At 43.2% G+C, this 25,815-nt stretch carries 22 protein-coding genes; 6 read left to right on the forward strand and 16 right to left on the reverse strand.

Translation table 11 applies throughout. The features are described from left to right. Nucleotides 1–74 precede the first annotated feature (74 nt). The 4 genes from O3629_RS00280 to zwf all read left to right on the forward strand — a co-directional run bounded on the left by O3629_RS00280 (nucleotide 75) and on the right by zwf (nucleotide 3,593). Nucleotides 75–224: an SPJ_0845 family protein gene (locus O3629_RS00280; protein WP_023918704.1), complete on the forward strand. Its 150-nt coding sequence runs from the start codon at nucleotides 75–77 to the stop codon at nucleotides 222–224. Then, nucleotides 224–1,129 carry a permease gene (locus tag O3629_RS00285; RefSeq protein ID WP_045759689.1) on the forward strand — a complete coding sequence of 302 codons (906 nt, stop codon included), beginning with the start codon at nucleotides 224–226 and terminating at the stop codon, nucleotides 1,127–1,129. The genes O3629_RS00280 and O3629_RS00285 overlap by 1 nt, the downstream gene beginning before the upstream one ends. Further along, nucleotides 1,126–1,941 carry a TIGR03943 family protein gene (locus O3629_RS00290; protein WP_371608536.1) on the forward strand — a complete coding sequence of 272 codons (816 nt, stop codon included), beginning with the start codon at nucleotides 1,126–1,128 and terminating at the stop codon, nucleotides 1,939–1,941. Before O3629_RS00285 ends, O3629_RS00290 begins: the two co-directional genes overlap by 4 nt. A gap of 185 nt (nucleotides 1,942–2,126) precedes the next feature. Continuing rightward, a complete protein-coding gene (gene zwf, locus O3629_RS00295; RefSeq protein WP_371608537.1) occupies nucleotides 2,127–3,593 on the forward strand; it encodes a glucose-6-phosphate dehydrogenase in 1,467 nt (488 codons plus the stop codon). 89 nt (nucleotides 3,594–3,682) lie between these two features. Here the strand turns inward: zwf and ftsY are convergent, their stop codons facing one another. The 10 genes from ftsY to yycF form a co-directional block, all read right to left on the reverse strand. Continuing rightward, a complete protein-coding gene (ftsY, locus tag O3629_RS00300; protein ID WP_371608538.1) occupies nucleotides 3,683–5,344 on the reverse strand; it encodes a signal recognition particle-docking protein FtsY in 1,662 nt (553 codons plus the stop codon). Then, entirely contained in the window at nucleotides 5,345–6,166 is an 822-nt protein-coding gene (locus O3629_RS00305) for a Cof-type HAD-IIB family hydrolase (RefSeq protein ID WP_371608539.1), read from the reverse strand. It abuts the gene before it with no gap. After that, a complete protein-coding gene (locus O3629_RS00310) occupies nucleotides 6,163–6,969 on the reverse strand; it encodes a Cof-type HAD-IIB family hydrolase (RefSeq protein ID WP_371608540.1) in 807 nt (268 codons plus the stop codon). The genes O3629_RS00305 and O3629_RS00310 overlap by 4 nt, the downstream gene beginning before the upstream one ends. Further along, complete coding sequence (gene smc, locus O3629_RS00315) at nucleotides 6,959–10,495, reverse strand: chromosome segregation protein SMC (protein WP_371608541.1); 3,537 nt, start codon at nucleotides 10,493–10,495, stop codon at nucleotides 6,959–6,961. The genes O3629_RS00310 and smc overlap by 11 nt, the downstream gene beginning before the upstream one ends. Then, a complete protein-coding gene (gene rnc / locus O3629_RS00320; RefSeq protein ID WP_155167501.1) occupies nucleotides 10,486–11,187 on the reverse strand; it encodes a ribonuclease III in 702 nt (233 codons plus the stop codon). The genes smc and rnc overlap by 10 nt, the downstream gene beginning before the upstream one ends. A gap of 99 nt (nucleotides 11,188–11,286) precedes the next feature. Beyond that, nucleotides 11,287–11,673 carry a YbaN family protein gene (locus O3629_RS00325; protein WP_070665432.1) on the reverse strand — a complete coding sequence of 129 codons (387 nt, stop codon included), beginning with the start codon at nucleotides 11,671–11,673 and terminating at the stop codon, nucleotides 11,287–11,289. 33 nt (nucleotides 11,674–11,706) lie between these two features. After that, complete coding sequence (locus O3629_RS00330; protein ID WP_155167499.1) at nucleotides 11,707–12,258, reverse strand: hypothetical protein; 552 nt, start codon at nucleotides 12,256–12,258, stop codon at nucleotides 11,707–11,709. A 148-nt stretch (nucleotides 12,259–12,406) separates the two neighbouring features. Further along, nucleotides 12,407–13,216, reverse strand: coding sequence for an MBL fold metallo-hydrolase (locus O3629_RS00335; protein WP_023918725.1), 810 nt, complete (start codon nucleotides 13,214–13,216; stop codon nucleotides 12,407–12,409). Between the two features lie 7 nt (nucleotides 13,217–13,223). Then, the gene (gene vicK / locus O3629_RS00340) at nucleotides 13,224–14,576 is read right to left on the reverse strand and encodes a cell wall metabolism sensor histidine kinase VicK (protein ID WP_023918726.1); all 1,353 of its coding nucleotides are present in this window, start codon (nucleotides 14,574–14,576) and stop codon (nucleotides 13,224–13,226) included. Further along, complete coding sequence (gene yycF, locus O3629_RS00345; RefSeq protein ID WP_024054739.1) at nucleotides 14,569–15,270, reverse strand: response regulator YycF; 702 nt, start codon at nucleotides 15,268–15,270, stop codon at nucleotides 14,569–14,571. The genes vicK and yycF overlap by 8 nt, the downstream gene beginning before the upstream one ends. Nucleotides 15,271–15,772: 502 nt before the next feature. Between yycF and O3629_RS00350 the strand changes: the two genes are divergently transcribed. Beyond that, the gene (locus O3629_RS00350) at nucleotides 15,773–16,822 is read left to right on the forward strand and encodes a DUF389 domain-containing protein (RefSeq protein WP_003008156.1); all 1,050 of its coding nucleotides are present in this window, start codon (nucleotides 15,773–15,775) and stop codon (nucleotides 16,820–16,822) included. A 211-nt stretch (nucleotides 16,823–17,033) separates the two neighbouring features. Here O3629_RS00350 and thrS read toward each other — a convergent pair whose 3' ends face one another. The 4 genes from thrS to ccpA form a co-directional block, all read right to left on the reverse strand. Next, nucleotides 17,034–18,977 (reverse strand): threonine--tRNA ligase, encoded by a 1,944-nt coding sequence (gene thrS / locus O3629_RS00355; protein WP_371608542.1) that lies wholly within the window; start codon nucleotides 18,975–18,977, stop codon nucleotides 17,034–17,036. A gap of 353 nt (nucleotides 18,978–19,330) precedes the next feature. Further along, nucleotides 19,331–20,653: a glycosyltransferase family 4 protein gene (locus O3629_RS00360; RefSeq protein ID WP_371608543.1), complete on the reverse strand. Its 1,323-nt coding sequence runs from the start codon at nucleotides 20,651–20,653 to the stop codon at nucleotides 19,331–19,333. Nucleotide 20,654: 1 nt separating this feature from the next. Further along, on the reverse strand, nucleotides 20,655–21,653 hold the full coding sequence (locus O3629_RS00365) for a glycosyltransferase family 4 protein (protein WP_003008161.1): 999 nt from the start codon (nucleotides 21,651–21,653) through the stop codon (nucleotides 20,655–20,657). 141 nt (nucleotides 21,654–21,794) lie between these two features. Then, nucleotides 21,795–22,799 carry a catabolite control protein A gene (ccpA, locus tag O3629_RS00370; RefSeq protein ID WP_061591300.1) on the reverse strand — a complete coding sequence of 335 codons (1,005 nt, stop codon included), beginning with the start codon at nucleotides 22,797–22,799 and terminating at the stop codon, nucleotides 21,795–21,797. A 160-nt stretch (nucleotides 22,800–22,959) separates the two neighbouring features. On the opposite strand from ccpA, the gene O3629_RS00375 reads away from it, so the two are divergent. Next, nucleotides 22,960–24,042 (forward strand): Xaa-Pro peptidase family protein, encoded by a 1,083-nt coding sequence (locus O3629_RS00375; protein ID WP_155167493.1) that lies wholly within the window; start codon nucleotides 22,960–22,962, stop codon nucleotides 24,040–24,042. Nucleotides 24,043–24,281: 239 nt separating this feature from the next. Here O3629_RS00375 and O3629_RS00380 read toward each other — a convergent pair whose 3' ends face one another. After that, nucleotides 24,282–24,731 carry an Rrf2 family transcriptional regulator gene (locus O3629_RS00380; protein WP_045759708.1) on the reverse strand — a complete coding sequence of 150 codons (450 nt, stop codon included), beginning with the start codon at nucleotides 24,729–24,731 and terminating at the stop codon, nucleotides 24,282–24,284. Between the two features lie 111 nt (nucleotides 24,732–24,842). Beyond that, nucleotides 24,843–25,685 carry a metallophosphoesterase gene (locus tag O3629_RS00385; RefSeq protein WP_061591427.1) on the reverse strand — a complete coding sequence of 281 codons (843 nt, stop codon included), beginning with the start codon at nucleotides 25,683–25,685 and terminating at the stop codon, nucleotides 24,843–24,845. Nucleotides 25,686–25,815: the final 130 nt, after the last annotated feature.

The raw sequence follows: 25,815 nt of genomic DNA on the forward strand, positions 1-25,815 counted from the left end.
GTCTTTTATGCTCCATTTCCCCCTTGCTCTTTCCTTTTTGTTATAATGAAAGAAAATAAAAAGGAGGCCCAACAATGGCTATTAAATTCTCAAAAACAGATGATCTTGATAAAATGTTTGAAAATTTTGCGAGTTTTCCGGATGTAGAAAAGAAAGTAGAATTTCCTGAAGAGAAAAAGAAGGCAGAAACTGCTACCACTAAAGAAGCAAAGAAGGTTAAGTAATGACATTCTTTCAACACCTTCCCTCTAGCGTCTTGCAGGCTGGGGCTATTTTTCTCTCGATTATTATCGAGGCCCTACCGTTTGTCCTAATCGGAAGTATCATTTCAGGGATTATTGAGGTCTATATCACCCCCGAGAGGGTCTACCGCTTTCTTCCCAAAAATAAATTTGGGCGGATCTTCTTTGGGACTTTTATCGGCTTTATCTTTCCTTCCTGTGAATGTGGAATTGTTCCCATTATCAATCGCTTTCTAGAAAAGAAAGTCCCAAGTTATACTGCTGTTCCCTTTCTGGTGACAGCACCGGTCATCAATCCCATCGTTCTCTTTGCGACCTACTCAGCCTTTGGGAATTCTGTTAAGATGGCCCTCTACCGCGCCCTTGGTTCCTTGCTTGTCGCAACAGTACTAGGGATCTTCCTTGGCTTTATTCAGACAGATTCGATCCAAAAAGAACATCGCAAACCTGTGCATGAACATGATTTTAGGGACTTGAGCAAAGGCCAAAAGCTCTTTCAAGTCTTGGTGCAAGCCATTGATGAATTCTTTGATACAGGACGTTACCTGGTATTTGGTTGTCTCTTTGCCAGCCTCGTCCAAGTCTATGTCCCAACACGGATCCTTACCTCGATCAGTGCGACACCGGTTATTGCTATTCTCCTCCTTATGGTCTTGTCCTTCCTCCTCTCACTTTGTAGCGAGGCGGACGCCTTTATCGGCTCTTCTCTTTTGAGTAGTTTTGGAGTAGCGCCTGTGCTTGCCTTTCTGGTGATTGGGCCTATGCTTGATGTCAAAAATCTCCTCATGATGAAAAATTATCTCAAAACCCGTTTTATCTGGCAATTTATCGGGATTGTGAGTGGAGTTGTGCTCCTTTATGCTTGGTTTGTGGGGGTAGTGCTATGATTCGTTTCTTGATATTAGCTGGCTATTTTGAGCTCACTATGTACCTGCAATTATCTGGTAAGCTCAATCAATACATCAACTTACACTATTCTTACTTGGCTTATATTTCCATGTTCTTGTCCTTTGTTTTAGCTCTTGTGCAGCTGATCATCTGGGTCAAGCAGATGAAGATCCACAGTCATCTCTCTAGCTTCTGGGCAAAAGTGGCGAGTATTTTCTTGCTCTGTATTCCTTTATTTGTCGGGCTATTTTTCCCTACAGTGACACTGGATTCCCAAACAGTCTCTGCCAAAGGCTACCACTTCCCGGTTGCTGCTGGTTCTTCCAAGGAAATCCAGCAGGACGAAGGAACAACTACCCAGTATCTCAAACCAGATACTAGTAGCTATTTTACCAAGTCAGCCTATGAGTCAGAAATGAAGCAGGCGGCAAAGAAATATGTTGATAAAAAAGTGATCCAGGTGACCACTGAGAATTACATGGAAGTCATGGAGGTCATTTATGATTATCCAGATCAATTTGCGGGAAAAACCATCGAGTTGACCGGTTTTGTTTACAATGACCCTAATAACAAAGACAGTCAATTCCTCTTTCGCTTTGGGATCATCCACTGTATCGCAGACTCGGGTGTCTACGGTCTTTTAACAACCGGTGCTCCTCAACATTTTGACAACAATACCTGGATCCATGCAAAAGGAACCTTGTCCATTGAATACCACAAACAGCTCAAGCAAAGCTTGCCTGTCCTCCACATTACGGATTGTCAAACCATTACAAAACCGGCTAATCCTTATGTCTACCGCGTATTCTGATGGAGCTTCCGTTGTAGATCCAATTACCTTATAACAGTTCAAGCTAGAATCCACATTGGTTCTAGCTTTTTCGATGCTGTCTACTCAAATCCCATCGGAAAATATTCGGAACAACGATTCCAGCAAAGAAATCTTGTAGATTTTATGGTAAAATATGGTTAATAAAATAGGAAATAGGTACTTAAATGTCTTCAAAAGTTATTGTAACCATTTTCGGGGCCAGTGGAGATTTAGCCAATCGCAAACTCTACCCATCCCTTTTTAGACTCTATAAATCAGGAAATCTATCTGAACACTTTGCGGTTATCGGAACAGCCCGTAGACCATGGAGCAAAGAATATTTTGAATCAGTCGTGGTAGAATCCATCACAGACCTCGCAGATAGCCCTCAACAAGCCCAAGAATTCGCCAGTCATTTCTACTATCAAAGTCATGATGTCAATGATACCGAACATTACATCGCCCTGCGCGAATTGCAAAGCACTCTGGATGAAAAATACCAAACAGAACACAACAAGGTCTTCTTCTTATCTATGGCCCCTCAATTTTTTGGAACTATTGCCAAACACCTGAAATCAGAAGGGATTGTCGATGGACAAGGTTTCGAGCGCTTGATCGTTGAAAAACCTTTTGGTACAGACCTAGAAACGGCTAGTCAGCTCAACAAAGAATTGGAAGAAACCTTTGATGAAGAACAAATCTTCCGAATTGACCACTACCTTGGCAAAGAAATGATCCAAAATATCTTTGCCATTCGTTTCGGCAATCTCATTTTTGACAACCTCTGGAACCGAGACTTTATTGACAATATCCAAATTACCTTTGCTGAACGCTTGGGTGTTGAAGAACGCGGTGGCTACTATGATCACTCAGGTGCCCTCCGGGATATGGTGCAAAACCACACTCTTCAGCTTTTGTCTTTGCTTGCCATGGATAAACCAGCTACCTTTACCAAGGATGCGATTCGAGCTGAAAAAGTTAAAGTTTTTGAGCAATTGCACAATCCAACAGATGAAGAATTAAAGAAATTCTTTATCCGTGGTCAATACCATTCAGGGACCATCGAAGGGAAAAAAGACATCTCTTATCGCAGTGAGCCCAATGTCGACCCTGAATCTACTACGGAGACCTATGCTTCTGGTGCGTTCTTTGTTGATAGCGATCGCTTCCGTGGAGTTCCTTTCTTCTTCCGTACTGGAAAACGCTTGACGCAAAAGGGAACCATGGTCAATGTGGTCTTCAAGCAAACCGACTCCATTTTTGGACATAGCTTGCAACCTAATGTCTTGACCATTTATATCCAACCAAATGAAGGTTTCTCATTGAGTATCAACGGAAAAGAGGTCGGAGAAAAATTCAGTATCGCACCGATTTCCTTTGACTACGAAACAGATGCAACTGCAACTGGTGCTTCCCCAGACCCTTATGAAAAATTAATTTTCGACGTGTTGAACAATGACTCAACTAATTACAGCCACTGGCACGAAGTCCGCGCTTCATGGCAATTGATTGACCGGATCGAAAAACTATGGGCTGAAAATGGAGCACCGCTCTATGAGTACAAGTCAGGATCCATGGGACCAACAGCATCCGATGATCTCCTTGCAGACTACGGAGCAGAGTGGGTTTGGAAACCTGAACCTAAGAATTAAAGTAAGCCACCTTCGGGTGGTTTTTTGATAGCGCATGGAAACAAAAAAGACAAATTGTCCTTCCAACAATTTGTCTTTTTTATTCGACTTTAAATCAAGCCTTCCAAGAGACCTCTCATGAAGTTTTCTGAATGGAATGGTCCGATGTCATCGATCTTTTCTCCAAATCCAATCAACTTCACCGGAATGTCCAATTCTTCACGGATCGCAAGAACAACTCCACCTCGAGCCGTTCCATCGATCTTGGTCAATACAATCCCTGTCACAGGCGTAATTTTTGAAAACTCTTTGGCTTGCACCAAGGCATTTTGACCGGTTGAAGCATCAAGGGCCAGCAAAGTTTCATGTGGTGCCTCTGGTACCACCCGTTTGATAATCCGGCCGATTTTTTCAAGCTCGGCCATGAGGTTGTCCTTGTTTTGCAGACGACCAGCCGTATCAATCATCAGAACATCGATGTTTTCAGCGATCGCGCGTTCCATTCCATCAAACACGACGCTAGCAGGATCTGATTTTTCAGGACCTGTTACAACTGGAACATCTACGCGGCGTCCCCATTCTGCCAGTTGAGCCACTGCTCCTGCACGGAAAGTATCTGCTGCAACCAACATGACTTTCTTGCCCTCTTGTTTATATCGGTGGGCTAACTTCCCGATAGATGTGGTTTTACCAACTCCATTGACCCCAACAAAGAGCATGACTGTGAGACCATCTTGAAAACGAATGGCTTCATTAAATTGGCCATCCTTTTCATACAAGTCCACCAATTTTTCGATGATCACGCGCTTGAGAGCATCTGGTTTTTTGGCATTTTCCAAACGGGCTTCATAGCGCAACTCTTCGGTTAAATTAGAGGCCACTTGAACCCCTACGTCACTCATGATCAAGAGTTCTTCCAATTCTTCAAAGAATTCTTCATCGACTGAACGGAAATTGGCAAAGAAGGCATTGAGGCGTGCTCCAAATCCAGTTCGTGTCTTTTTCAAGCTACGATCGTATTTTTCCTGAATGGTTTCTCGCTGAGGCTCAACCTCGTCTGGAATTGGCTGCTCTGCCTCTTCAACAGTCTTTTCCTCAACGACTGATGCAGCTTCTCCTTGAGGAAGTCTGGACTCGGCTTCTGCCACTTCTGCAGTTTCCTCCACTTGAGCGATCGCTTCTGATACTTCAGGTTCTGGGACAGCATCCTGAGCTTCTACTAGTTCTGGAACCTCCTCTTCTGTCGTGCTCCCTTCTACTAGCTCAGCTTCAGATGATGGAGAAGCAATCGGTGACTCTTCTTCCAGTTCTACAACATCAATCTCATCTGCTTCTCCAACGGTTTCAGTTTCTTCCACTTCCATTTTCACTTCTTCAAGAGGCTCAGTCTCCTCCGTTTCATCAGCTAGTGGTGAAACTTCTTCTGGACTGGCCTCTGTTTGAGCAGGTTCAAAGGCCACTGGAGACTCCTCTACTGGTACTTGGTCTTCATGAGTCTCTGATGTCACTTTTTCTTCTACAAAAGGTTCCTCTGACGGCTCTTCTTGAGCGACGGTTGAAGCAGGTTGATGAGTGGCTGCAATTCGCGCTTTGAGCTCTTGGTAATAAGCCTCCATATCAGCGATTTTTTGCTCTTCCTTGTCATTTCGGGTAGCCGCCGGCTCCTCTGTGACAGTTTCTTCAACCTCAGTACTTTCCGTCACTTCTTCAGAAGACGGAAGCACTTTTTCAGCTTCTTCTTTTTTTCCAAATAAACGATCAAATAACCCCATTTATTCACTCTCCTTTAGCACATAATTTTCAATCGCCCATGCGACAGCATCTTGGTCATTGGTCACAGGGGCCACAAGCGCTGCAACTTCCTTCACTGCTGGAATCGCATTGCCCATGGCAACCCCCAGCCCAGCCCATTGGATCATTGACAGGTCATTAGCTTCATCTCCACAGGCCATGACTTGATCTGCCTTAAGACCCAAAATAGTTGCCAGTGCCTCTAAACCTGTCGCTTTGTGAACATTTTTAGGGCACCATTCCAGCAACATTTCCCGAGATTTAAATATTTCATAGTCTTGAAATAAGTCCGGCTTGATCTCCTTGATCGCTGCATCTAAAAAGTCTTGATCAACGGCTGTCACACACTTGTTGTAGGAAATCGTGGATGGCAGGTCTTTAAAATCTGTCTCAATAAAGTTCAGATAGGGATTGTAAAGGGAATAGAGAGACTTTCGATCTGCATGAATCTCATAAACCCTTCCCTCACTGATAGCATCCAGCGGAAGGCCTAGACGGGCTGTTTCATCATGAATAGTTGCAACATCTTCTGGTGCCAAGACAACTTTTGAGAGAATCTCTCCATTATTTCGCTGCACCAGACCACCGTTGAAGGTAATCGTATACTCTTCTTTGAGGCCTGCTGTTCCCAATTCTTCCAAAAGAAAATCCATGGCTTTCAAGGGGCGACCAGTGGTTAGAACCACCTTGACACCTTGGGCCTGTGCAGCAACGAGGGCTGCTCTATTGCGAGGGGAGATCTTTTTTTCAGAATTGAGAAGGGTCCCATCTAAATCCAGCGCAATCAAGGAAATCTGACTCATACAATTTCCTCCATGTAGCGTAGGACAGAACCCGTCGCATGGTGGCCGATGACTGTTTCAGCAATCGCTAAGATTTCAGGACGTGCATTTTCTGGCGCTACAGGATGGCCCACGACTTGCATCATATGGAGGTCATTTAAGTTATCCCCGAAAGCCATCACCTGATCCATCGAGATCCCTAGTTTATCCGCTAAGGCGGTAATGGCCACTCCCTTACCGACATAATCGAGGACAATATCAATCGATTCAAAACCTGTCGTCATCGCTTTGACACCTGGGATATTCTCAGTGACCCATTGTTCACCTTCAAGTACAAGAGCTGCATCAAAGTTGGTGGTCAATTTGAAAATTTCATCCTGAATATCTGCTAGGCTTTTCACTTTTTGAATGTTTTCATTGTAGTGCTGACTCAAGGCCAGATAGTCGGGATCTACTGTTTCTAATACATAGCTCCCTTTTTTCCCAGTCAAAAGAAGCTTATTCGGGTCTGCATAAGGTGAGGATTTCAAAGCCTCAAAAACACCCAAATAAAAGTCTTTGGACATGGTCGCTTCGTAGAGATCTTCTCCATGAAATTCTACCACACTACCATTTTCAGCAATGAAAATCATCTGGTCCTCAAATCCTTTAAAGAGGGATTTGAGAGAAAGGAGGGCACGGCCACTTGCAGCAGCAAAATAGATGCCTTTTTCTTTGCAACTTGCTAATACCTTGCGTAAAAGGTCTTGATCATACTGATGTTGGTCATTTAGAAAAGTTCCATCCATATCCGTAGCGATCAATTTAATATCATTATTCTTCATTTTCTAAGTCTTTCAATTTTACTGAGACGATTTTAGAAACCCCAGATTCTTGCATGGTCACACCATAGATGGAATCTGCAGCCGACATAGTTCCTTTCCGGTGCGTCACGACAATAAACTGGCTTTCCTTATCAAAGCGGTTCAAATAATCCCCAAAGCGCTTAACATTGGCCTCATCTAGGGCTGCCTCTACCTCATCCAAAATGACAAATGGAATAGTCTTGACACGAATAATCGAGAACAAGAGAGCCAAGGCAGACAAGGCCTTTTCTCCTCCACTCATGAGGTTTAAGGATTGGATCTTTTTACCAGGTGGCTGCACAGAAATCTCAACACCAGCTGTCAGAAGATCTGGCTCTGTCAGAATCAAATCAGCAGCCCCCCCACCAAACATTTGACGGAAAGTAACTTTAAAGGATTCACGAATGGCTTCAAAAGTTGATTTAAAGCGTTCCTTGACTTCGTCATTCATGTCGTTGATGGTAGACAGTAGCATATTTTTCGCAGCCAAGACATCCTCACGCTGGCTCGAAAGGAAATCAAAGCGTCCCTTCACCTCGTCATACTGCCCGATCGCATCCACATTGACTGGACCAAGTGCCTTAATATCTTTTTCGATGCTCTTGAGCTGGTTTTCAGCTGCCGCAAGATTTTCAACAGGTTTGGCCTGCTCTTTGGCTTGGTCAAAGCTTTGCATGAATTCATCGGTAATTTGCGTTAAAAGCTTGTTCAAACGATCCGCATGCTTTTCACGCGTCGCTTCAGCCTTGGCTTGTTGACGAATCCACTCTTCGTTTTTCTTGCGAGCTTGTTCCATCTGTTCTGCAACATCTTCGGCCTGGCCTTCCAAATCATCCAGCTCAAAGCGTTTCCGAATAACTCCTTGTTCCAAGTCCGTTTTCTTAGCTTGGGCCTGTGCCAATTGATTGGCTAGCTGCTCCACATCCACTGTCTGAACTTGGGCCTCGCCTTGTTCAATCAGCAATTGCAACTGACGCTTTTCTACTTCCAACTGGGAGATCGTTTCTTCCAAGCGACGAGCATCTGTTTGCTCATAGCTTTGTTGGCTCTTACATTCGGTCTGTTGAAGTCGCAATTCTGCCAATTGCTCTTGCAAGTATTGCACTTTTTGTTGCAGAACATCTTTATCCGACTTCATGGTTTCAATATCGCGATTTAAGTTTTCTTTTTGAAGCTCAATTTCTGCCAATTGCTCAGTAAGGGACTCCAGCTCTTCTTGGAGAGACTGGGTCGCATCTGTTGCCAATTCTGACTTCAAAGCTTCTAAGAGTTCCTGAATTTCTTTCAGTTGCTCTTGGCTTTGTTGGTAGGCCAATTGGGCCCGCTGTTGCTCTAGACGCGCTTGCTCACCCTGGCTTTGAATGGAGGCTAGGTATTCTTGCGCCTGCTTGAGCAGATTGTCCTTGGTCTCGACCTCCTGCTCTGCTTCTCTCAAACGAGCATCCAGAGCTTGCATTTCCTGCTTCAAACTATCTAATTCTGGTTTGACAAAAACCGTATTTTGGGAGCGATTGGCACCACCGGCATACGATCCTCCGGTCCGCAATTCGGTCCCATCCAAGGTCACCATCCGAACTTGATAATTGACTTTACGAGCCGCCTCACGCGCATGCTCCGTCGTGTCAAAGATGGCCGTTACTCCAAGCAGGTTTTGGAAAATCTGTTCAAAACGATTTTCATAGGTCACTAAGTCACTCGCAATTCCTAGAAATCCTGCACTGGCTTGAATCAATTCCAAATTCCGAGGAGATAGTTGACGGGCTTTGATCGTCGTGAGCGGAAGGAAAGTTGCCCGTCCCAAGCGATTGCGTTTCAAGAAATCGATCGCTCGCGTTGCGGCCTTTTCATCCTCGACAATGATCTGTTGGCTGCTAGCCCCCAGAGCAATTTCAAGCGCCGTCTGGTAGTCTTTTGAGAAACTCAAATTCTCACTAACAGCCCCACAGATGCCTCCTAACCGTTCTGCTTCTTGCAAAACGCTCTTGACGCCTGCATAGAAGTTACTATGGTTCTTCTGAATAGCTTCCAAGCTATTGATCCGCGCCCGCTTGTTCTTGCTCTCATCCATCAGGTCAAACATAGCCGTTTGAGCCTCTTGGTAAGTAGCTTTGGCCTGCTCCACTTTTACCAATTGCTCTTGATATTCTACTAGTAAACCTTTGACTGTCGCTTGTGCCTGATCCAACTCTTCCAATTGTCGGACTTCTTTTTCCTTGGCAGTTTCAAAGTTTGTTTGTGCCTTGGTCAAATCCTCTTGACGATGGCTAGATTCTTGCAGGAGTGCTTGGATCCGGCTCTCAATGGCTGTCCGCTCATTCGATTTTTCAGCCTCTGTCTGCAAGAGTGCGACATACTGCTCGCGTAGATGCTCAATGACTTGTTCCGGATCTTCTTCGTAGTTGGCTAATTCTTTTTCCAACTCTTCTTGTTGCTGACGGTTCTCTGTCAGTCTTTGTTGAAGCACAGCTAGCGTCTCTTGTTTTTGCGCCAGCTCTTTTTTCGCTTCTTCCAGACGGGCCAAAACAGCATCCAGCCGCTCAAGATTTTCCCTGCGACTATGGGCTGCTTGACTCGATTGCAACTTAGCTACTTCGATTTGCTTTTCCAAATCACTGATCAAACGAGTGACCTCAAGTAAGCTGGCCTGGTCCTCAGCTAAGCTTTCATCCAACTGATGGCGGGCTTTCTTGATACGTACATTATCTTCTTCTAAGACCTGACGACGTTGGTAATAAGAAGCCAACTGTTCTTGAATGGCTTTTTCTTCTTGATCAGCCTTTTCGTAGAGCTCTTTTGTCAGATCGACTTGAGCAACTAAAACATCTAGCAAGAGAACCTGCCGTTCTTGGTCTAATTCCAAGAAACGACGAGCAACCGTCGCTTGCTTTTCAAGAGGCTGGATCTGTCCTTCTAATTCATAGAGGATGTCCTCTAGACGGTCCAAATTCTCCTGGGTTTGGTTGAGTTTGGTCTCCGTTTCCTTGCGCCTCGTCTTAAATTTCAAGACACCAGCAGCTTCCTCAAAGATAGCCCGGCGTTCTTCCGGTTTGGAGTTAAAGATTTCCTCTACACGACCTTGGGAGATAATCGAGAAAGAATCCCGTCCCAATCCCGTATCCATGAACAAATCATGCACATCTCTGAGACGTACTTTCTTACCATCGATCTTGTACTCGCTGTCTCCCGAACGATAAATATGGCGTTCGACCCGAATTTCTTTACCTGCCTGCTGGATAAAACCATCCTGGTTATCTAAGACAACTGTAACACAAGCATAATTCAGCGGTTTACGCGATTCTGTCCCTGCAAAAATGACATCGGGCATCTTGCCTCCACGTAGACTCTTGACACTGGATTCCCCTAAGGCCCACCGCAAGCTCTCCGTGATATTTGATTTTCCAGATCCATTAGGCCCTACAACGGCAGTAACCCCCTTGTCGAACACGACTTTTGTCTTATCCGCAAAGGATTTAAAGCCTTGGATTTCAATCTCTTTTAGATACATGGCCCATCATTCCTCGTTTCAACTGCATTGCGGGCTGCTTCTTGCTCCGCTAACTTCTTGGAACGACCATGACCGTGCCCTAGGGTTTTGCCGTTCACGAACACTTCCACTTCAAACTCCTTTGCATGAGCGGGACCAGACTCATTTACCACTTGGTACTGGATCTCCACATCCCCGTGAACCTGCAACAGTTCTTGCAAACGAGTCTTGTAGTCAATAACTTGGGAAAATTGACCCGTTTCAACCTTAGGAATCATGACCTGATAGATGAAGCGTTTGACCGCTTCCACACCTTGATCTAAGAGCAAGGCACCTAAAAAGGCTTCAAATAAATCGCCAAGAATCGTATCGCGGTCCCGACCACCAGATTTTTCTTCGCCTTTGCCTAGTTTGATATAACGGTCAAATTGGCAATCCCGAGAAAAACCAGCCAAACTTTCTTCACGGACAATCATGGAACGGAATTTGGACAAATCTCCCTCCGGTCTGTTTGGGTGTTCCTTATACAAATATTCGGAAATAACTAATTGAAGAACAGCGTCTCCTAAAAATTCCAAACGTTCGTTATGTGAAATTTTTAAGAGGCGGTGCTCATTGGCATAAGAGGTGTGTGTAAAAGCTGTATCTAATAAACTGCTATCTGAAAAAACGATCTGAAACCGTTCCGATAACAGGGTTTGTAATTTCTCCATGGGAAGCCTACTTTCTAATAAATTCATACCTTTAAGTATACCAAAAAAGAAGCACGAACGCACTTCTTTTCCTAGTTCTAGGGCCTGAATTCTCCAATTTTAATCAGGATCTTCTTCTGTTTGATTTTCGGACTTATTGGGAATCACTTTTAAGAGATAATAGGTGATAAAAATCGTCAAAGCACCTAGAGCAAGCTTCACCCAAATAATCGGTGCCAGATAGATCGAAATCCCCATCAGAATGTAGATCTGAAGAAGGATCCATTTCTTCCGTTCTTTGGCAATCGATTTGGTCTCTCGGTAATCCGCTACATAGGTTTGATAAAGCTTGGTTTGGTAGAGCCAGGTTTCAAAGCGTTTGGAACTTTTAGCAAAGCAGGCCATCGATAGCAGTAAAAAGGGAGTCGTCGGTAAAATCGGTAAAGGAATCCCAATAATTCCTAATCCCAAAGACACAAAACCAATCGTAAGATAAACAAGGCGCATTTACTTCTCCTTTGTATGATTCATTTTTTGCTATCACTCTACAGCGTTCACGTCTGACATTTGAAGCTTCATCTTAGATGGGTTTGACATTCCATCGACAATCTTCATTTGCTCCTCGTTCAATGGTAATAATATCATAGTTGCTGTATGAGAGGGTAATTCACCACTATCTTTGATGAAATAGCTAACCTTTTGATTCTCAAAAATAGTCTTGCTATCATAAGACCACGTAATTGAAAAATTTAAATCTTTCTTGATATCTACATCTGTCTTATTGACCAGCATGAGTGCAGCTCTTCCTTCAGAAATAGCTCCCGTGAAGTAGAGCGCCATATTACCTTCACTTCCGAGTTCAGGATGTTCCTTGACCAATTTTTTTCCTAGCTCGATGAGATCAGACGTTTTACCTTCATACTGAGGTGCTACTACAAATTTCAAACCTTTTTCTTCTTTATCTTTAGAAGACTCTGATATTTTTGTTTCCTTCGTCGTTTGATTGGAAGTCGACTCTTTCGTAGCTTGCTTAGACTGACTACAAGCAGTTAAAGCAACCAAACCAGCCAGTAATAACATCATTTTTTTCATTTATTATCTCTCCTCTACTTTCGTGATTCTCACTCAGAATTCGTTCTTTCCTATCATACACGAATTTTGGGTAAAGAGCAAATTCATTACTAGATATAGATTTCCTCAAATAGGCAGATAAAAAACCACCCGAAGGTGGTTTTCTATCTTATATCTTCGTCAAAGGGGTCGCGGTATCTGGCGAGGTATCTAGCACCTCAAAATCATGGCCAACAGCTAGATCTGCTCGAGCCAGTTGATTCTCCATAGTCATATGGGCCAATTCTTTGATATTGTTCTCTTTTGACAAATGTCCCAGATAAATCTTCTTGGTGCGATTTCCCAAGGTTCGGATCATGGCATCCGCACCGTCTTCGTTAGAAAGGTGGCCTAGGTCTGACAAGATCCGCTGCTTCAAGCGCCACGCATACGAACCTGCTCGAAGGATCTCTACATCATGGTTGGACTCAATCAGATAGCCATCAGCATCTGCGACGATTCCTGCCAAGCGATCACTCACATAGCCCGTATCCGTCAGCATGACGAAGCTCTTGCCATCCTTCATAAAGCGATAGAATTGAGGGGCAGCAGCATCGTGACTGACCCCAAAACTTTCGATATCAATATCGCCAAATGTCTTGGTCTTCCCCATTTCAAAAATGTGCTTTTGAGCATCATCGACCTTGCCTAGATACTTGGTGCCTTCCATGGCCTTCCAAGTTGCTTCATTAGCATATAGATCCATGCCATATTTCCGCGCTAAAACACCCACACCATGGATATGGTCTGAGTGTTCGTGCGTAATCAAAATGGCATCTAAGTCTTCTGGTTTGCGATCAATTTCAGCCAATAGTCCCGTAATCTTTTTCCCTGATAACCCTGCATCAATAAGCAGTTTTTTCTTTGGCGTCTCAAGGTAGAAAGAATTCCCACTAGAACCTGAAGCTAAAATACTATACTTAAATCCCTCTTCTGTCATTGACTCCTTATTCTTCCTCTTCTGTATCCCAGTCGTCTTTAATAGCATCTTTGTCGTACGGCAAGACAATGGTAAAGGTAGATCCCTTGCCATATTCACTCTTGGCCCAAATAAAGCCTTTGTGTTGCTTAACGATCTCCTTAGCAATGGCTAAGCCTAGACCAGTCCCACCTTGGGCCCGGCTACGCGCCTTATCCACTCGGTAAAAGCGATCAAAAATACGTGGCAAGTCTTTCTTGGGAATCCCCAAGCCCTCATCTGAGATAGAGATAATCAACTGAGCATCTGTCGTTTTCATCCCTACCTTGATCTTTCCACCATCAGGTGAGTACTTGATGGCATTGTTCAAGATATTATCGATCACCTGGGTCATTTTATCCGTATCAATTTCCACCCAGATCGGAGTGATCGGGTATTCCCGGATCAGTTCATACTTCTTGGTATCTTCTTGCGATTGACTCTTGATCTTATCAAACCGGTTTAAAATAAAGGTGATAAAAGCCGTAAAGTTGGTCAACTCGATGTCCAACTGACTGGTTTCATTATCGATTCGAGACAAGCTCAATAGATCTGTGACCATGCGCATCATGCGGTTGGTTTCATTGAGTGAAACCTTGACAAAATCTGGTGCTACTGGTTCTGACAAAGCGCCATCGTCAAGGGCTTCCAGATAGGATTTCACACTGGTCAAAGGAGTCCGTAATTCATGACTCACATTGGAAACAAAGAGGCGACGCTCCCGCTCTTCCTTGTCCTGCTCTGTCGTATCGTGCAAGACAGCTACCAGACCAGAGATAAAACCTGACTCGCGACGAATCAAGGCAAAGCGCACACGAAGACTTAAGTATTCCCCATTTTCATCCTGGGAATCGATGGTCAATTCTGGTACTTCTGTAATCAAGCTGCGCAGATCATACTCGTCTCCAATCGAAAGCAAATCCAGAATACTGGTATTGAGCACCTCATCTGGATTAACATTCAATTGCTTGGCTGCCATTTCATTGACCATGATGATCTGACCACGTCTATTGGTCGCAAGCACCCCGTCTGTCATGTAAGAAAGGATACTGGTCAAACGCTTGGTTTCTTGTTCCAAGTTTTCATGCGTCAGGCGAATAACCTCCGACAGATCATTAATGCTATTGGTCATATCTGTCAGTTCTGGACTTCCTTGCATGTCGACCACTTCGGAATAGTCCCCTGCAATCAGATCCTTAATTTTGGCGTTTAATTGTCTGAGCTTGATATTGTCCCTACGGTTTTCTAGCAAAAGCAAGGCTACCACAATGATAAACCCAACCGTAATCAGAACAAAGACAAAGTTCGACGACATTACAAATTGTTTTAGTTGATCAATCATTGTTTCTCATATAATATCCGACACCACGGCGGGTCAAGATATATTCTGGACGTCCCGGTGTGTCCTCGATTTTTTCACGCAAACGACGAACTGTCACGTCCACTGTCCGAACATCACCAAAGTAATCATAGCCCCACACCGTCTCAAGAAGGTGTTCACGGGTCATCACTTGACCGACATGGGTCGCAAGGTGATAGAGCAATTCAAATTCGCGATGGGTCAAGTCCAATTCTTTGTTGCCTTTTTGAACCAAGAAGGCATCTGGAAGAATGTGAAGATCACCAATGACAATTTCCGTATCGGCATCATTTTCAAGCTGAGGATCAGCCGCAAACTCAGAACGACGCAACAAGGCTTTCACACGCGCTTGCAATTCCCGATTCGAGAAGGGTTTGGTCACATAGTCATCCGCACCGATTTCAAGCCCGATGACCTTATCAAATTCCGTATCCTTAGCAGATAGGACAATGATCGGCACATTGCTAGTCTTACGAATGGTACGCGCCACTTCCAAACCATCAATCTCTGGCAACATCAAATCAAGAATAATAATATCCGGATTTTCAGCCGCAAAGACCTCTAAAGCTTCCCGACCATCAAAGGCTGTCAATACCTCATAGCCTTCTTTTGCCATGTTAAATTTGATAATATCTGAAATTGGTTTTTCATCATCAACTACTAATATTTTTTTCATCTTACATACCTGTTTCTAATGATACTTTTCCTTATCAATCTCTATCTTCTTATTATATCAAACTTATGAAGAAATGTGGAGTCTCAATTGCTGGACTTTCCAATAAGACAAAGCAAAAAGAATGAGATCGTTACATCTCAATCTTTTTATTTTTTCATTATTTCTCAACACGTGATTTGTTGGAGATATCAGCTAGGATTGCTGCTACAAACTCATCATCTTTAAACATTAAAACGGTATCTACTTTCAGAGGAGATACCGTTCTCCTTCTTTGAATAAGGAATCTAAAATTTCTGACTTTCTCTATCTGTTCAATTGATAGATTTCTTCAGAGAAAGACTGTAAAATTTTTGATATAATATGCAGGATGGACTGATGGATATTTAAAAGATAATGTTCAAAAGAATTACAAATGAGAATTAAAAACATGTCAGTTTGGACAGAAGTCTCTCTACCATCATCCATGCAGAAACAAGATTATATGAAATAAAAGGAGTAACCAATGTCCGGAAACTATTCAACACGTGAATTCCGCGAGAAACTATATGATGACCTTCATGTTCGATTAAGAGATACAGTGATTTTGATGTGTTCGATTTTTATTGCCTCTATAGGTCTAAATATGAATTCAACAGCTGTCATTATTGGAGCCATGCTGATTTCCCCTCTTATGACACCGATTATTGGACTGGGGTTTGGTTTAGCTATTTTTGATACGCGTTTAATCAAGCAATCTCTAGGGGTTTTATTTACTCAAGTATTGGTCAGTTTGCTTGTCTCGACTCTATATTTCTGGATTTCTCCCTTATCTTATGCAAGTAGCGAATTGATTGCACGAACCTCTCCAACCATTTGGGATGTTCTCATTGCTATTGCGGGTGGGATAGCAGGTGTCATTGGTTCAAGAAAAAAAGAAGCAAACAATATCGTGCCAGGAGTAGCTATTGCAACAGCTCTGATGCCACCTATCTGCACTGCAGGCTATGGTTTAGCTAATGGAAATGTACGATTTTTATTTGGGGCTCTCTATCTTTTCTTGATCAACTGTGTCTTTATCATGCTAATCAATATTGTTGGAACAAGAATTATGATGAGACAATCTCCCTTAAGTTCATTTAAAGAGCTAAACATGAAAATGAGAATTGGGTTGATCTCCTTGATTGTATTATTGGTTCTTCCAGCCAGCTATTCAGCAGTCACTCTGACGATGGATCAAGCACGAAAAGAAGGGATCAAACAGTTTGTAGGAAAAGAGTTTGCCAATCATACGATCATTAATCAAGTCTACAAGTCAAGTAGCAATGAATTGGTCTTGACAGTTGTTGGAGATCCGATTTCAGAAGAAGAATTAGAAACCATTCGCCAAAAACAAGACTCTTACGGTATTCAATCTGTTCAATTGAAAGTCAATCAAGTCCATAATTCGACAAAATTAGACAGTGAGACGACCAAGGAATTTTACGAAAACATTGACAAGTATATCGATCAAAAACTCTCTGAAAAAGATTCACAAAACGATCTCGTAAAAGAAAATGAAGCAGACAAGGACTGAGGATAGTCAACTTATCTAACTCATGGAAGCAAATCTTGGGAGGATATCCTATATCCAAAAGTTAATGGATAGAAAGGATTGTTGATGAGGATACTATTTATGGTGGTTTGACCGATCACTACTGGCTCAGGTGAAACAAAATAGAAAAAGCAACAACTGAAATAGTTGTTGCTTTTTCTTACTAATAAATATTTTTCAGACTGTGATCGTTTTATTTCTCAACACGGGATTTATTTGCAATATCTGCAAGAATCAATTCTACAAATGCATCTACCGGCATGGTTTCTGTTTCTTTTTGACCATAACGGCGAACGTTTACAGCCTGCTCTTCCATTTCCTTGTCCCCAACGATCAATTGGTAAGGAATCTTTTGTGTTTGAGAAGCACGGATCTTGAACTGCATTTTTTCATTGCGTTCATCCACATCGGCACGAACACCACGATCACGAAGTTTCTTAGCTACTTCCCAAGCGTAGTCCACGTGTTTTTCGTTCGATACTGGGATGAGGGTTACTTGGTGTGGCGCAAGCCAGGTTGGGAAGGCACCCTTGTAATTTTCAATCAAGATCGCTGTGAAGCGTTCCATGGTTGAGATAACCCCACGGTGGATCATAACTGGACGGTGTTCTTCTCCGTCTGCTCCAATGTAATGAAGATCAAAGCGTTCTGGAAGCAAGAAGTCTAATTGGATAGTAGAAAGAGTTTCTTCTTTACCAAGAGCTGTTTTCACTTGGATATCCAATTTTGGTCCGTAGAAGGCTGCTTCCCCTTCAGCTTCATAGTACTCAACACCCATATCATCAACGGCTGCTTTCAACATGCGTTGAGCATTTTCCCACATTTCATCGTTATCAAAGTATTTGTGTTTGTCTTCAGGATCACGGTAAGACAAGCGGAAACGGTAATCTATCAAGTTAAAGTCTTCATACACATCGATGATCAATTGAAGGATCTTCTTGAATTCTTCCTCGATTTGTTCTGGAGCCACAAAGGTATGACCATCATTCAGAGACATTTCACGCACACGTTGAAGTCCTGTAAGGGCACCAGATTTTTCATAACGGTGCATCATCCCGATTTCAGCGATACGGATTGGCAATTCACGGTAAGAATGCACATGGTGTTTGTAGACTTCAATGTGGTGAGGGCAGTTCATTGGACGAAGAACAAACTCTTCTCCATCTCCCATATCCATTGGTGGGAACATGTCTTCACGGTAGTGATCCCAGTGACCTGAAGTTTTATACAGTTCTACAGAAGCAATTGGTGGAGTGTAGACGTGTTGGTAGCCTGCTGCTACTTCTTTATCAACGATGTAGCGTTCCAACTCACGACGGATGGTCGCACCATTTGGCAACCAGAATGGAAGACCTTGACCAACTTCTTGAGAAATCATGAACAAATCAAGCTCTTTACCAAGTTTACGATGGTCACGTTCCTTAGCTTCTTCACGCATTTGAAGGTAGTTCTTCAAGTCTTTCTTATCAAACCAAGCTGTACCATAGATCCGTTGCATCATCGCGTTGTCGCTATTACCACGCCAGTAAGCACCAGCAACGTTAAGAAGGTGGAAGATTTGGATGCGACCAGTTGATGGGACGTGTGGGCCACGGCAAAGGTCAACGTATTCACCTTGACGGTAGATCGTTAATCCACCTTCGTCTTCTGAGTGTTCTTCAATCAATTCTAATTTGTATGGATCATTTTTGAAGATTTCACGCGCTTCATCTTTGGTCACTTCTTCACGAATAGATGGGAAGTTTTCTTTCACGATTTTCTTCATTTCTTCTTCGATACGGGGAAGGTCTTCGTTAGAGATTTGACCCGCTTGGTTGTCTGTATCGTAGTAGAAACCATCTTCGATCGCTGGACCAACACCCAAGTGAATGTCTGGGAAGAGGCGACGAGCAGCTTGGGCAAATAAGTGAGCCGCTGAGTGACGCAAGATTGGAAGAGCATCTTCGTGATCAGGTGTCACGATTTCAATGCTTCCATCTTCGGTGATGGCACGAGTTGTGTCAATCAATTTGCCGTTGAATTTACCAGCAAGAGCTTTTTTAGCCAAAGAATTGCTGATAGATTGGGCAATTTCAAAAGTAGTAACGCCAGAATCGAATTCACGAACAGCGCCATCTGGGAAAGTAATCTTAATCATGATGTTCTCCTTATAAAGTTTTTAGTAGCTAAATGGGTGGGAGGTATCTTTGAACATTGGAATCGTCTCTTCTTTAGATTTCTTCATTAAGAAATCAAAAAAGCGACCTCCTCGAAAGGACGTCGCAACGTGGTTCCACCTTCATTTATGTTCCTCAAAAAAGAGGGACACCTCTGATTGGCTCTAACGTAGCCACCGTTTTATGTTTGCATAAAAGAATCACGAGTAGTCCCAAACCTATCCTCTACGCGATTTCCAGCCCCACGCGCTCTCTATCAGATTTCCTAGATTTGATATGTCTCTGTCAGTTATTATAGCACGATTGAAAAATTTTGCAAGAAAAAGTTTCGTTTTCAATCAAAGAAATGCGTGATTTTACGGATTTTCTTCACTTGTTTGACCGAAGCCTTCATCATCTTCACAGATCCATTGACCGGAAGAGCAATCACCTTGGTCGGGATTTTCACAATGGTCTTAGACATCCGCTTAACCCGACTTTGCTCAGGATTCAAATCATTTGAAAAGTCTTTCGAGATGATTTTATCCAGGTAAAATTCGTAGACCCGACGGCCAAAAGTTGCTGCAGAAATATCATCAATCTTTTCTGCCCACTTGGTCTCATCGATTGCAGGCATCTCATCAATCGCTTCAAGAATCGCTTGTGCCAGATCGCTCTCCTCATAAAAGAGCTTTCCAAACATAGGATCATCAATCACATGATCGAGATAAGGATTGCCATGAGCGATGATCGGGGTACCACTCGCAATACTCTCTAAATAGGTCAACCCTTGCGTCTCACTCGTTGAAGCTGAAATAAAGAAGTCAGCCGCCTTATAGTAGAGAGCTGTCTCATTTGGCTGGATCATCCCTGTAAAGACAATAGCATCTGATACGCCAAGTTTCGCCGCTTGTTTTTTCAAATCATCCAAATAAGGACCATCTCCAGCCACGATCAACTTAACTTTAGAATTGGCTTGAAGGACATCAGGAAGGGCCGCAATGACAGCCTGAATATTTTTTTCATAAGAGACCCGCGACAAGCTCAATAAAAGCGTTTCATCTTCTGCGACTTCATATTTTTCACGAAGAGCGGCTGTCTCTATCGGAGTGATTTCTGGCCGGTCAAACTTGGCCAAATCAATCCCTGTCGGAATAATGCGTTTTTCTGCCTTGACCTTGTACTTTTGGAGCAAGTCATAGACGATCTCGCTTGGGCAGATGACACCGTCCAGATCATTCATATAACTTCTCACAATGTATTTGACCATACTTGGGCGAATGACCATGCCTCTCGCAATATAGCGGACATAGTCCTCATACTGGGTATGGTAGGTATGAATGACTGGAATCCGCAACTCGCGTCCAATCCAAACTCCCAAAAGGCCCAGTGAAAACTCAGTCTGGGTATGGATAATATCCAGCTGGTATTGCTTGGCAATGGCAAGCGCCTTTGAGAAGCCACGATATGCAACGCGGCGGTCCTTAAAGGCGAAGAAAGGCACACTTGGAATCCGAATGATCTGCCAATCTTCATAGCGGTTGACATCTTTATCCGTTGTCGTAAAGATAAAGACCGTGTGACCCAATTTTTCTAATTCTGTTTTGAGCGTCCGAATACTGGTCGCCACTCCCGAAACTTGCGGGAAATAGGTATCTGTAAATAACCCTACACGCATCTTACATCTCCAAAACTGTTTGATAGGCTTCGACCAATTGATAAGCCACTAAGTCGATCGAACGACTTTCAGCGACCTTGTAGCCCGCCTCCCGCTTGTCTACTTGTCCGTTCAAGACCTTGTTCAAGGAATCCACAAATTCGTCTACATTATGGCACAATTCAGAAGACGTCTCGTCGATCCAGCCATTGTATACTGGAATATCCCGCAAGACCGTGTGCTGATGACTGGCCAAGGCTTCCAAAACAACGATTCCTTCTGTTTCTTCATAAGATGGGAAGAAGAAAGCATCTGAACCCGTCATGGCCCCTTGGAAGACCGCTCCCTTGAAGTAGCCAGGGAATTCCACATTACTTGGATGATCCTTTTCCACGATACGACGAATCTTACGCGGAATGATCCATTTGTTGATAGAACCTAGCCAGATAAAGCGCACATCCGGCATGCGACGAGCCACTTCTACGAAATCTTCAATCCCTTTGCGTTTAAAATAAAGCCCTGCACAGATGACAACCTTTTGGCCTTCTTGGATATTAAAATGCTTGCGAAAGACTTCTTCTTTTTTCGGATCCTTCTTGTATTTTTCCAAATCAATTCCATTGGAAACCGCGATAATCGGTGTGGTCACCCCATAAGACTGAATCAGGTGTTTGGAATACTCAGATGGCGTGATCACATAGTCTGCCTTTTGGTACATGTGAGCCAAATACTTCCCAAACAAGGGCGCAAAAAAGTTAGACCCGATAAAGGAATTTTCAAAATCCTCACGGGTTGAATGGCCATGCATGATGACTTTCTTTCCACGACGCTTTGCTGCATGGAGCAAAAGGAAACTCCGTGGGCCATAGGTATTGATATGCACCACATCATAATCTCCTAAAATATCTGTCGTATACGGAATCCCAGCCAAATCCAGCGCATGCATTTGATGCTGCAAGGCTCGACCAATTCCTGATTTTTGTAATACGGATTTTCCTTCTAAATACAGTAAAACTTTCATACCTTCTATTATACCGAAATAAAGAGTGCCCAGCAAGTCTCTACCTGTTTGCAGTATAAAAAAGAGGCTAGAACAGTTCTGTTCTAGCCTCTCAGACTAGTAGACACGTCTTCCCATGTCGAGACTCTAGTCTACTAATCCTTATTTTTTGGTCGTTCCACGTTGGTTGATCGTATGAGACAACAGTACTTCGCGTTCTTCCAACTCTTCTTTATGCATGATCTTGGTCAACATGCGCATACTGATCGCACCAAGGTCATACAAAGGTTGGCCAATCGTTGATAGATTTGGACGTGTGTAACGAGTTACTTGTGAATCATCACTAGTAATGATTTCAAAGTCTTCTGGTACTTTGATACCGTGATCAGACAAGCCGTTCAAGAGACCTGCAGCCAATTCATCACCTGTTACAAAAGCAGCTGTTGCTTTTGACGCAATGATACGTTCTGCCAAGTTGTAACCTTCATCATAACGGTATTTCGATTCAAAGACAAGTCCTTCGCTGTAGCTCAATTTTTTCGTTTTCAAAGCTTCTTTATAGCCAGCCAAACGGATTTTTCCATTGATATCATCCACCAATGGGCCACTTACAAAAGCAATCTTCTTATTGTGTTTTGCCAATTGTGCAACAGCATCAACAGTCGCTTGCTTGTAGTCGATATTGACACTTGGTAATTGGTGTTCTACATCGACTGTCCCAGCAAGGACGACTGGCGTCCGAGAGCGTGAAAACTCTGAGCGAATCTTTTCTGTCAAGTGATAGCCCATGAAAATGATTCCATCCACTTGTTTTGAAAAGAGGTTGTTTACTACTGAAACTTCTTTGTCATCGTCTTCATCGCTATTTGCAAGGACGATGTTGTACTTGTACATTTCCGCAATGTCATCAATCCCTTTAGCCAAGGTAGAGAAATAGCTGTTGGTAATGTTTGGAATCACAACACCGACCGTTGTGGTTTTCTTGCTGGCAAGACCACGCGCAACAGCATTTGGACGGTAATCCAAGCGTTCGATCACTTCCAAAACTTTTTTACGTGTATTTTCTTTAACGTTCTTATTTCCATTCACTACACGACTAACGGTTGCCATTGAAACCCCTGCTTCACGGGCGACATCATAAATCGTTACTGTATCGTCTGTATTCATAAGATTTCCTTTCATTGTTGAAAATTTCGTTTTCATTCTCTAATTAATCCTATTTTATCATGGATTGTAAACACTTTCAAGTATTTTGGTAAAATTTTGTAAACTCTTGCTTTTTTAGGGAAAATTTGACAAAATAGATCCATAGAAAGAAGGTAGCATTATGTCTAAATTAGATCAAATCGTCGATTTTCTTGAAACTGAAAAAACAGACGTCGCTGTTGTATCTGATCCTGTCACGATCAATTACCTGACTGGATTTTACAGTGATCCCCACGAACGCCAACTCTTCTTGTTCGTCTATACAGACCACGAACCCCTTCTCTTCGTTCCTGCACTTGAAGTGGAACGGGCGACTGCAGTTGTCGATTTCCAAGTGGTTGGCTATGTGGATTCTGAAAACCCATGGGAAAAGATTAAAGGAGCTATCGCAAAACCCGATGCCAAAACCGTTGCACTTGAATATGATAACTTGATCCTTACCAAATACAATGGCTTGCGCACAGTCTTTGAACAAGCTCAATTCACCAACTTGACACCACGGATTAACCGGATGCGCTTGATCAAATCTGCTGATGAGATCCAAAAAATGTTGGTGGCTGGTCAATATGCAGATAAGGCTGTCAATATGGGATTCGACGCCATCTCACTGGATAAAACTGAAACTGATATCGTAGCAGAAATCGACTTTGGTATCAAACGCTTGGGCTATGAAATGAGCTTTGAAACCATGGTCTTGACGGGAAATAATGCAGCTAACCCACACGGAATTCCTGGAAGCAATAAAGTCGAAAACAATGCTCTCTTGCTCTTTGACCTTGGCTGTATGGTCAATGGTTATGCATCAGATATGACCCGTACCGTCGCGGTTGGAAAACCGGATGATTTCAAAAAAGAAATCTACCACTTGACGTTAGAAGCTCAACAAGCAGCCATCGATATGATCAAACCTGGTGTAACCGCACATGACGTTGACCGTGCTGCACGGAGCGTCATCGAAAAAGCTGGCTATGGTGAATACTTCAACCACCGCCTTGGACACGGTATCGGTATGGATGTGCATGAATTTCCTTCTATTATGGAAGGAAATGACCTGGTACTTGAAGAAGGCATGTGCTTCTCAGTCGAACCAGGGATCTATATTCCAGGTAAAGTCGGAGTCCGTATCGAAGACTGCGGCTATGTGACAAAAGACGGCTTTGGACTCTTTACAGAAACCAGCAAAGACTTGCTTTACTTTGACTAATCCTTTTGTAGATCCAAGTCGCAGCAAACAGAATGTTTCGTCAATAAATATAAAAAATGAGGCTGGGACAAAAGTCCTAGCCTCTTAATTGTTTTTGGATTGTCGAACAAGACGCAGTGGTTGAGTAGTCTATACTGCGCTGATTTTATCAGCTTTTACAGCCTACTCAACTGTTCGGAGGTGGGACGACGAAATCGAATTCTAACGAATGACCGATTTCTGTCCCACTCTCTTTTTTCTTATGAAACCGATTCGAGGTCCATTCTTTTCTGCGCGTCTTCTACGACTTCTTTTAGGCTGGTTTGAGCCATCTCTTTTTCCATAGCAGTCTGAATGTCTTCGAGCTTCCCATCTAAGACATGATGGATATTGTGACCTATTGGGCAATTTGGATTGGGGTTTTCATGGAAACCAAATAATTGGCCTGTCGAACCTAAGCATTCGACCGCTTGATAGATATCCAGCAGACTGATCTCATCGGCTGCTTTAGCGAGTTCAGCTCCTCCTGTCCCACGCGCTACATGGATCAATCCCGCTTTCTTTAACTGAGACAAGGTCTTTCGAATAATGACCGGGTTCACCCCAACACTCTCAGCAATCATATCACTGGTCACCTTGGTACAGTCCCCTTTTAGGGCAATCATCACTAGTACATGGGTTCCAATGGTAAAGCGACTCGAAATTTGCATGTCTTTTCTCCTTTCTGCCTGTTCTGAAAGTGACATCCATTGGACGATTGTCAACAGATGACTCTTACTACCCTTATTATACTAGTTTTTGTTGTAATGTCAACAGTTACACTATTGAAAAAAGTCCTCTAACCAAGCATCGATTTCTCGATCATGACCTTCTCTCTGCTCAATCTCATGAAGTAGCTCATGATTGTGGGTATGATGAATGCCATTGACCAAACTTTCATAATACACTTGATAATAAGGAAGATGGAGGTCTTTTGCCAGTTGAAGTTCTTTTTGCACATCATAATCCACCCGTTTAAAATCGATATCTTTTAGCCCCGTTTGATCAAATTCAAGAATGGCATACATGGCCCGAAGATCCTTGCGAAGATTCTTTTCCAAAAAGAAAGGTTGACCGATCGACCCAGGATTGATGATCAGTTCTCCTCCTGTCCCGTAGCGAAAAAACTGCTGGTGAATGTGTCCGTAAACTGCAATATCACAAGACGGGTTTGTCACCAAGCGATCAAAATCCTTCTGCTCACCAATGTGGATCAATTCCCGACCCCAATTCTTATCGGGTAAGTGGTGGGTAATGCCGATCTTTAAACCGGCGATTTCTCTATGGACCTGCATGGGCATTTCCTGCATGGCTTCAATTTCCTGAGGCGTGATTTCTTCAAGAATATATTGACACTGGCGCATAAGGTAGCGATGACTTGGTCTAGTCTCATCCAACATCCCCCTCATGGCGCGCCAAAGACTATCTTCCCAGTTTCCAAGGACTTTCACCGTAATAGGAAGCTCCTCTAACAGCTCCAAAAGAGCGCGTCTGCCTGTTCCAGGCATCAAACTATCTCCCAAGAGCCAATATTCATCCACCTTGGCTTTTCGACTATCCTCTAGGACAGCTTCCAAAGCTGTCGTATTTCCATGAATATCTGAAAGTAAAGCAATTTTAGTCATGATCTTCTCCTACTCTCCATTATAACAAAGAGAAGAAAAACTTCCACCCTGAGGTGAAAGTTTTATGAGAATTCTGTGCTGCTCGAAATGAAAAATAAGGTTAGAGGGCTCATTTTGTCGCTATCAGCTA

It is taken from the genome of Streptococcus sp. 27098_8_12, from assembly GCF_041432115.1.
Lineage (GTDB): Bacteria > Bacillota > Bacilli > Lactobacillales > Streptococcaceae > Streptococcus > Streptococcus parasanguinis_V.

Excerpts from the sequence above, each read along its gene's own strand:
- O3629_RS00365 (WP_003008161.1), bottom strand. The coding sequence starts at position 21,653 with ATGAAAGTTTTACTGTATTTAGAAGGAAAATCCGTATTACAAAAATCA.
- O3629_RS00280 (WP_023918704.1), top strand. The coding sequence starts at position 75 with ATGGCTATTAAATTCTCAAAAACAGATGATCTTGATAAAATGTTTGAA.
- vicK (WP_023918726.1), bottom strand. The coding sequence starts at position 14,576 with ATGATTGATCAACTAAAACAATTTGTAATGTCGTCGAACTTTGTCTTT.
- O3629_RS00380 (WP_045759708.1), bottom strand. The coding sequence starts at position 24,731 with ATGCAAATTTCGAGTCGCTTTACCATTGGAACCCATGTACTAGTGATG.
- O3629_RS00330 (WP_155167499.1), bottom strand. The coding sequence starts at position 12,258 with ATGAAAAAAATGATGTTATTACTGGCTGGTTTGGTTGCTTTAACTGCT.
- O3629_RS00325 (WP_070665432.1), bottom strand. The coding sequence starts at position 11,673 with ATGCGCCTTGTTTATCTTACGATTGGTTTTGTGTCTTTGGGATTAGGA.
- O3629_RS00310 (WP_371608540.1), bottom strand. The coding sequence starts at position 6,969 with ATGAAGAATAATGATATTAAATTGATCGCTACGGATATGGATGGAACT.
- yycF (WP_024054739.1), bottom strand. The coding sequence starts at position 15,270 with ATGAAAAAAATATTAGTAGTTGATGATGAAAAACCAATTTCAGATATT.
- ccpA (WP_061591300.1), bottom strand. The coding sequence starts at position 22,799 with ATGAATACAGACGATACAGTAACGATTTATGATGTCGCCCGTGAAGCA.
- rnc (WP_155167501.1), bottom strand. The coding sequence starts at position 11,187 with ATGGAGAAATTACAAACCCTGTTATCGGAACGGTTTCAGATCGTTTTT.
- O3629_RS00385 (WP_061591427.1), bottom strand. The coding sequence starts at position 25,685 with ATGACTAAAATTGCTTTACTTTCAGATATTCATGGAAATACGACAGCT.
- zwf (WP_371608537.1), top strand. The coding sequence starts at position 2,127 with ATGTCTTCAAAAGTTATTGTAACCATTTTCGGGGCCAGTGGAGATTTA.
- O3629_RS00360 (WP_371608543.1), bottom strand. The coding sequence starts at position 20,653 with ATGCGTGTAGGGTTATTTACAGATACCTATTTCCCGCAAGTTTCGGGA.
- thrS (WP_371608542.1), bottom strand. The coding sequence starts at position 18,977 with ATGATTAAGATTACTTTCCCAGATGGCGCTGTTCGTGAATTCGATTCT.
- O3629_RS00375 (WP_155167493.1), top strand. The coding sequence starts at position 22,960 with ATGTCTAAATTAGATCAAATCGTCGATTTTCTTGAAACTGAAAAAACA.
- smc (WP_371608541.1), bottom strand. The coding sequence starts at position 10,495 with ATGTATCTAAAAGAGATTGAAATCCAAGGCTTTAAATCCTTTGCGGAT.
- O3629_RS00350 (WP_003008156.1), top strand. The coding sequence starts at position 15,773 with ATGTCCGGAAACTATTCAACACGTGAATTCCGCGAGAAACTATATGAT.
- ftsY (WP_371608538.1), bottom strand. The coding sequence starts at position 5,344 with ATGGGGTTATTTGATCGTTTATTTGGAAAAAAAGAAGAAGCTGAAAAA.
- O3629_RS00285 (WP_045759689.1), top strand. The coding sequence starts at position 224 with ATGACATTCTTTCAACACCTTCCCTCTAGCGTCTTGCAGGCTGGGGCT.
- O3629_RS00290 (WP_371608536.1), top strand. The coding sequence starts at position 1,126 with ATGATTCGTTTCTTGATATTAGCTGGCTATTTTGAGCTCACTATGTAC.
- O3629_RS00335 (WP_023918725.1), bottom strand. The coding sequence starts at position 13,216 with ATGACAGAAGAGGGATTTAAGTATAGTATTTTAGCTTCAGGTTCTAGT.
- O3629_RS00305 (WP_371608539.1), bottom strand. The coding sequence starts at position 6,166 with ATGAGTCAGATTTCCTTGATTGCGCTGGATTTAGATGGGACCCTTCTC.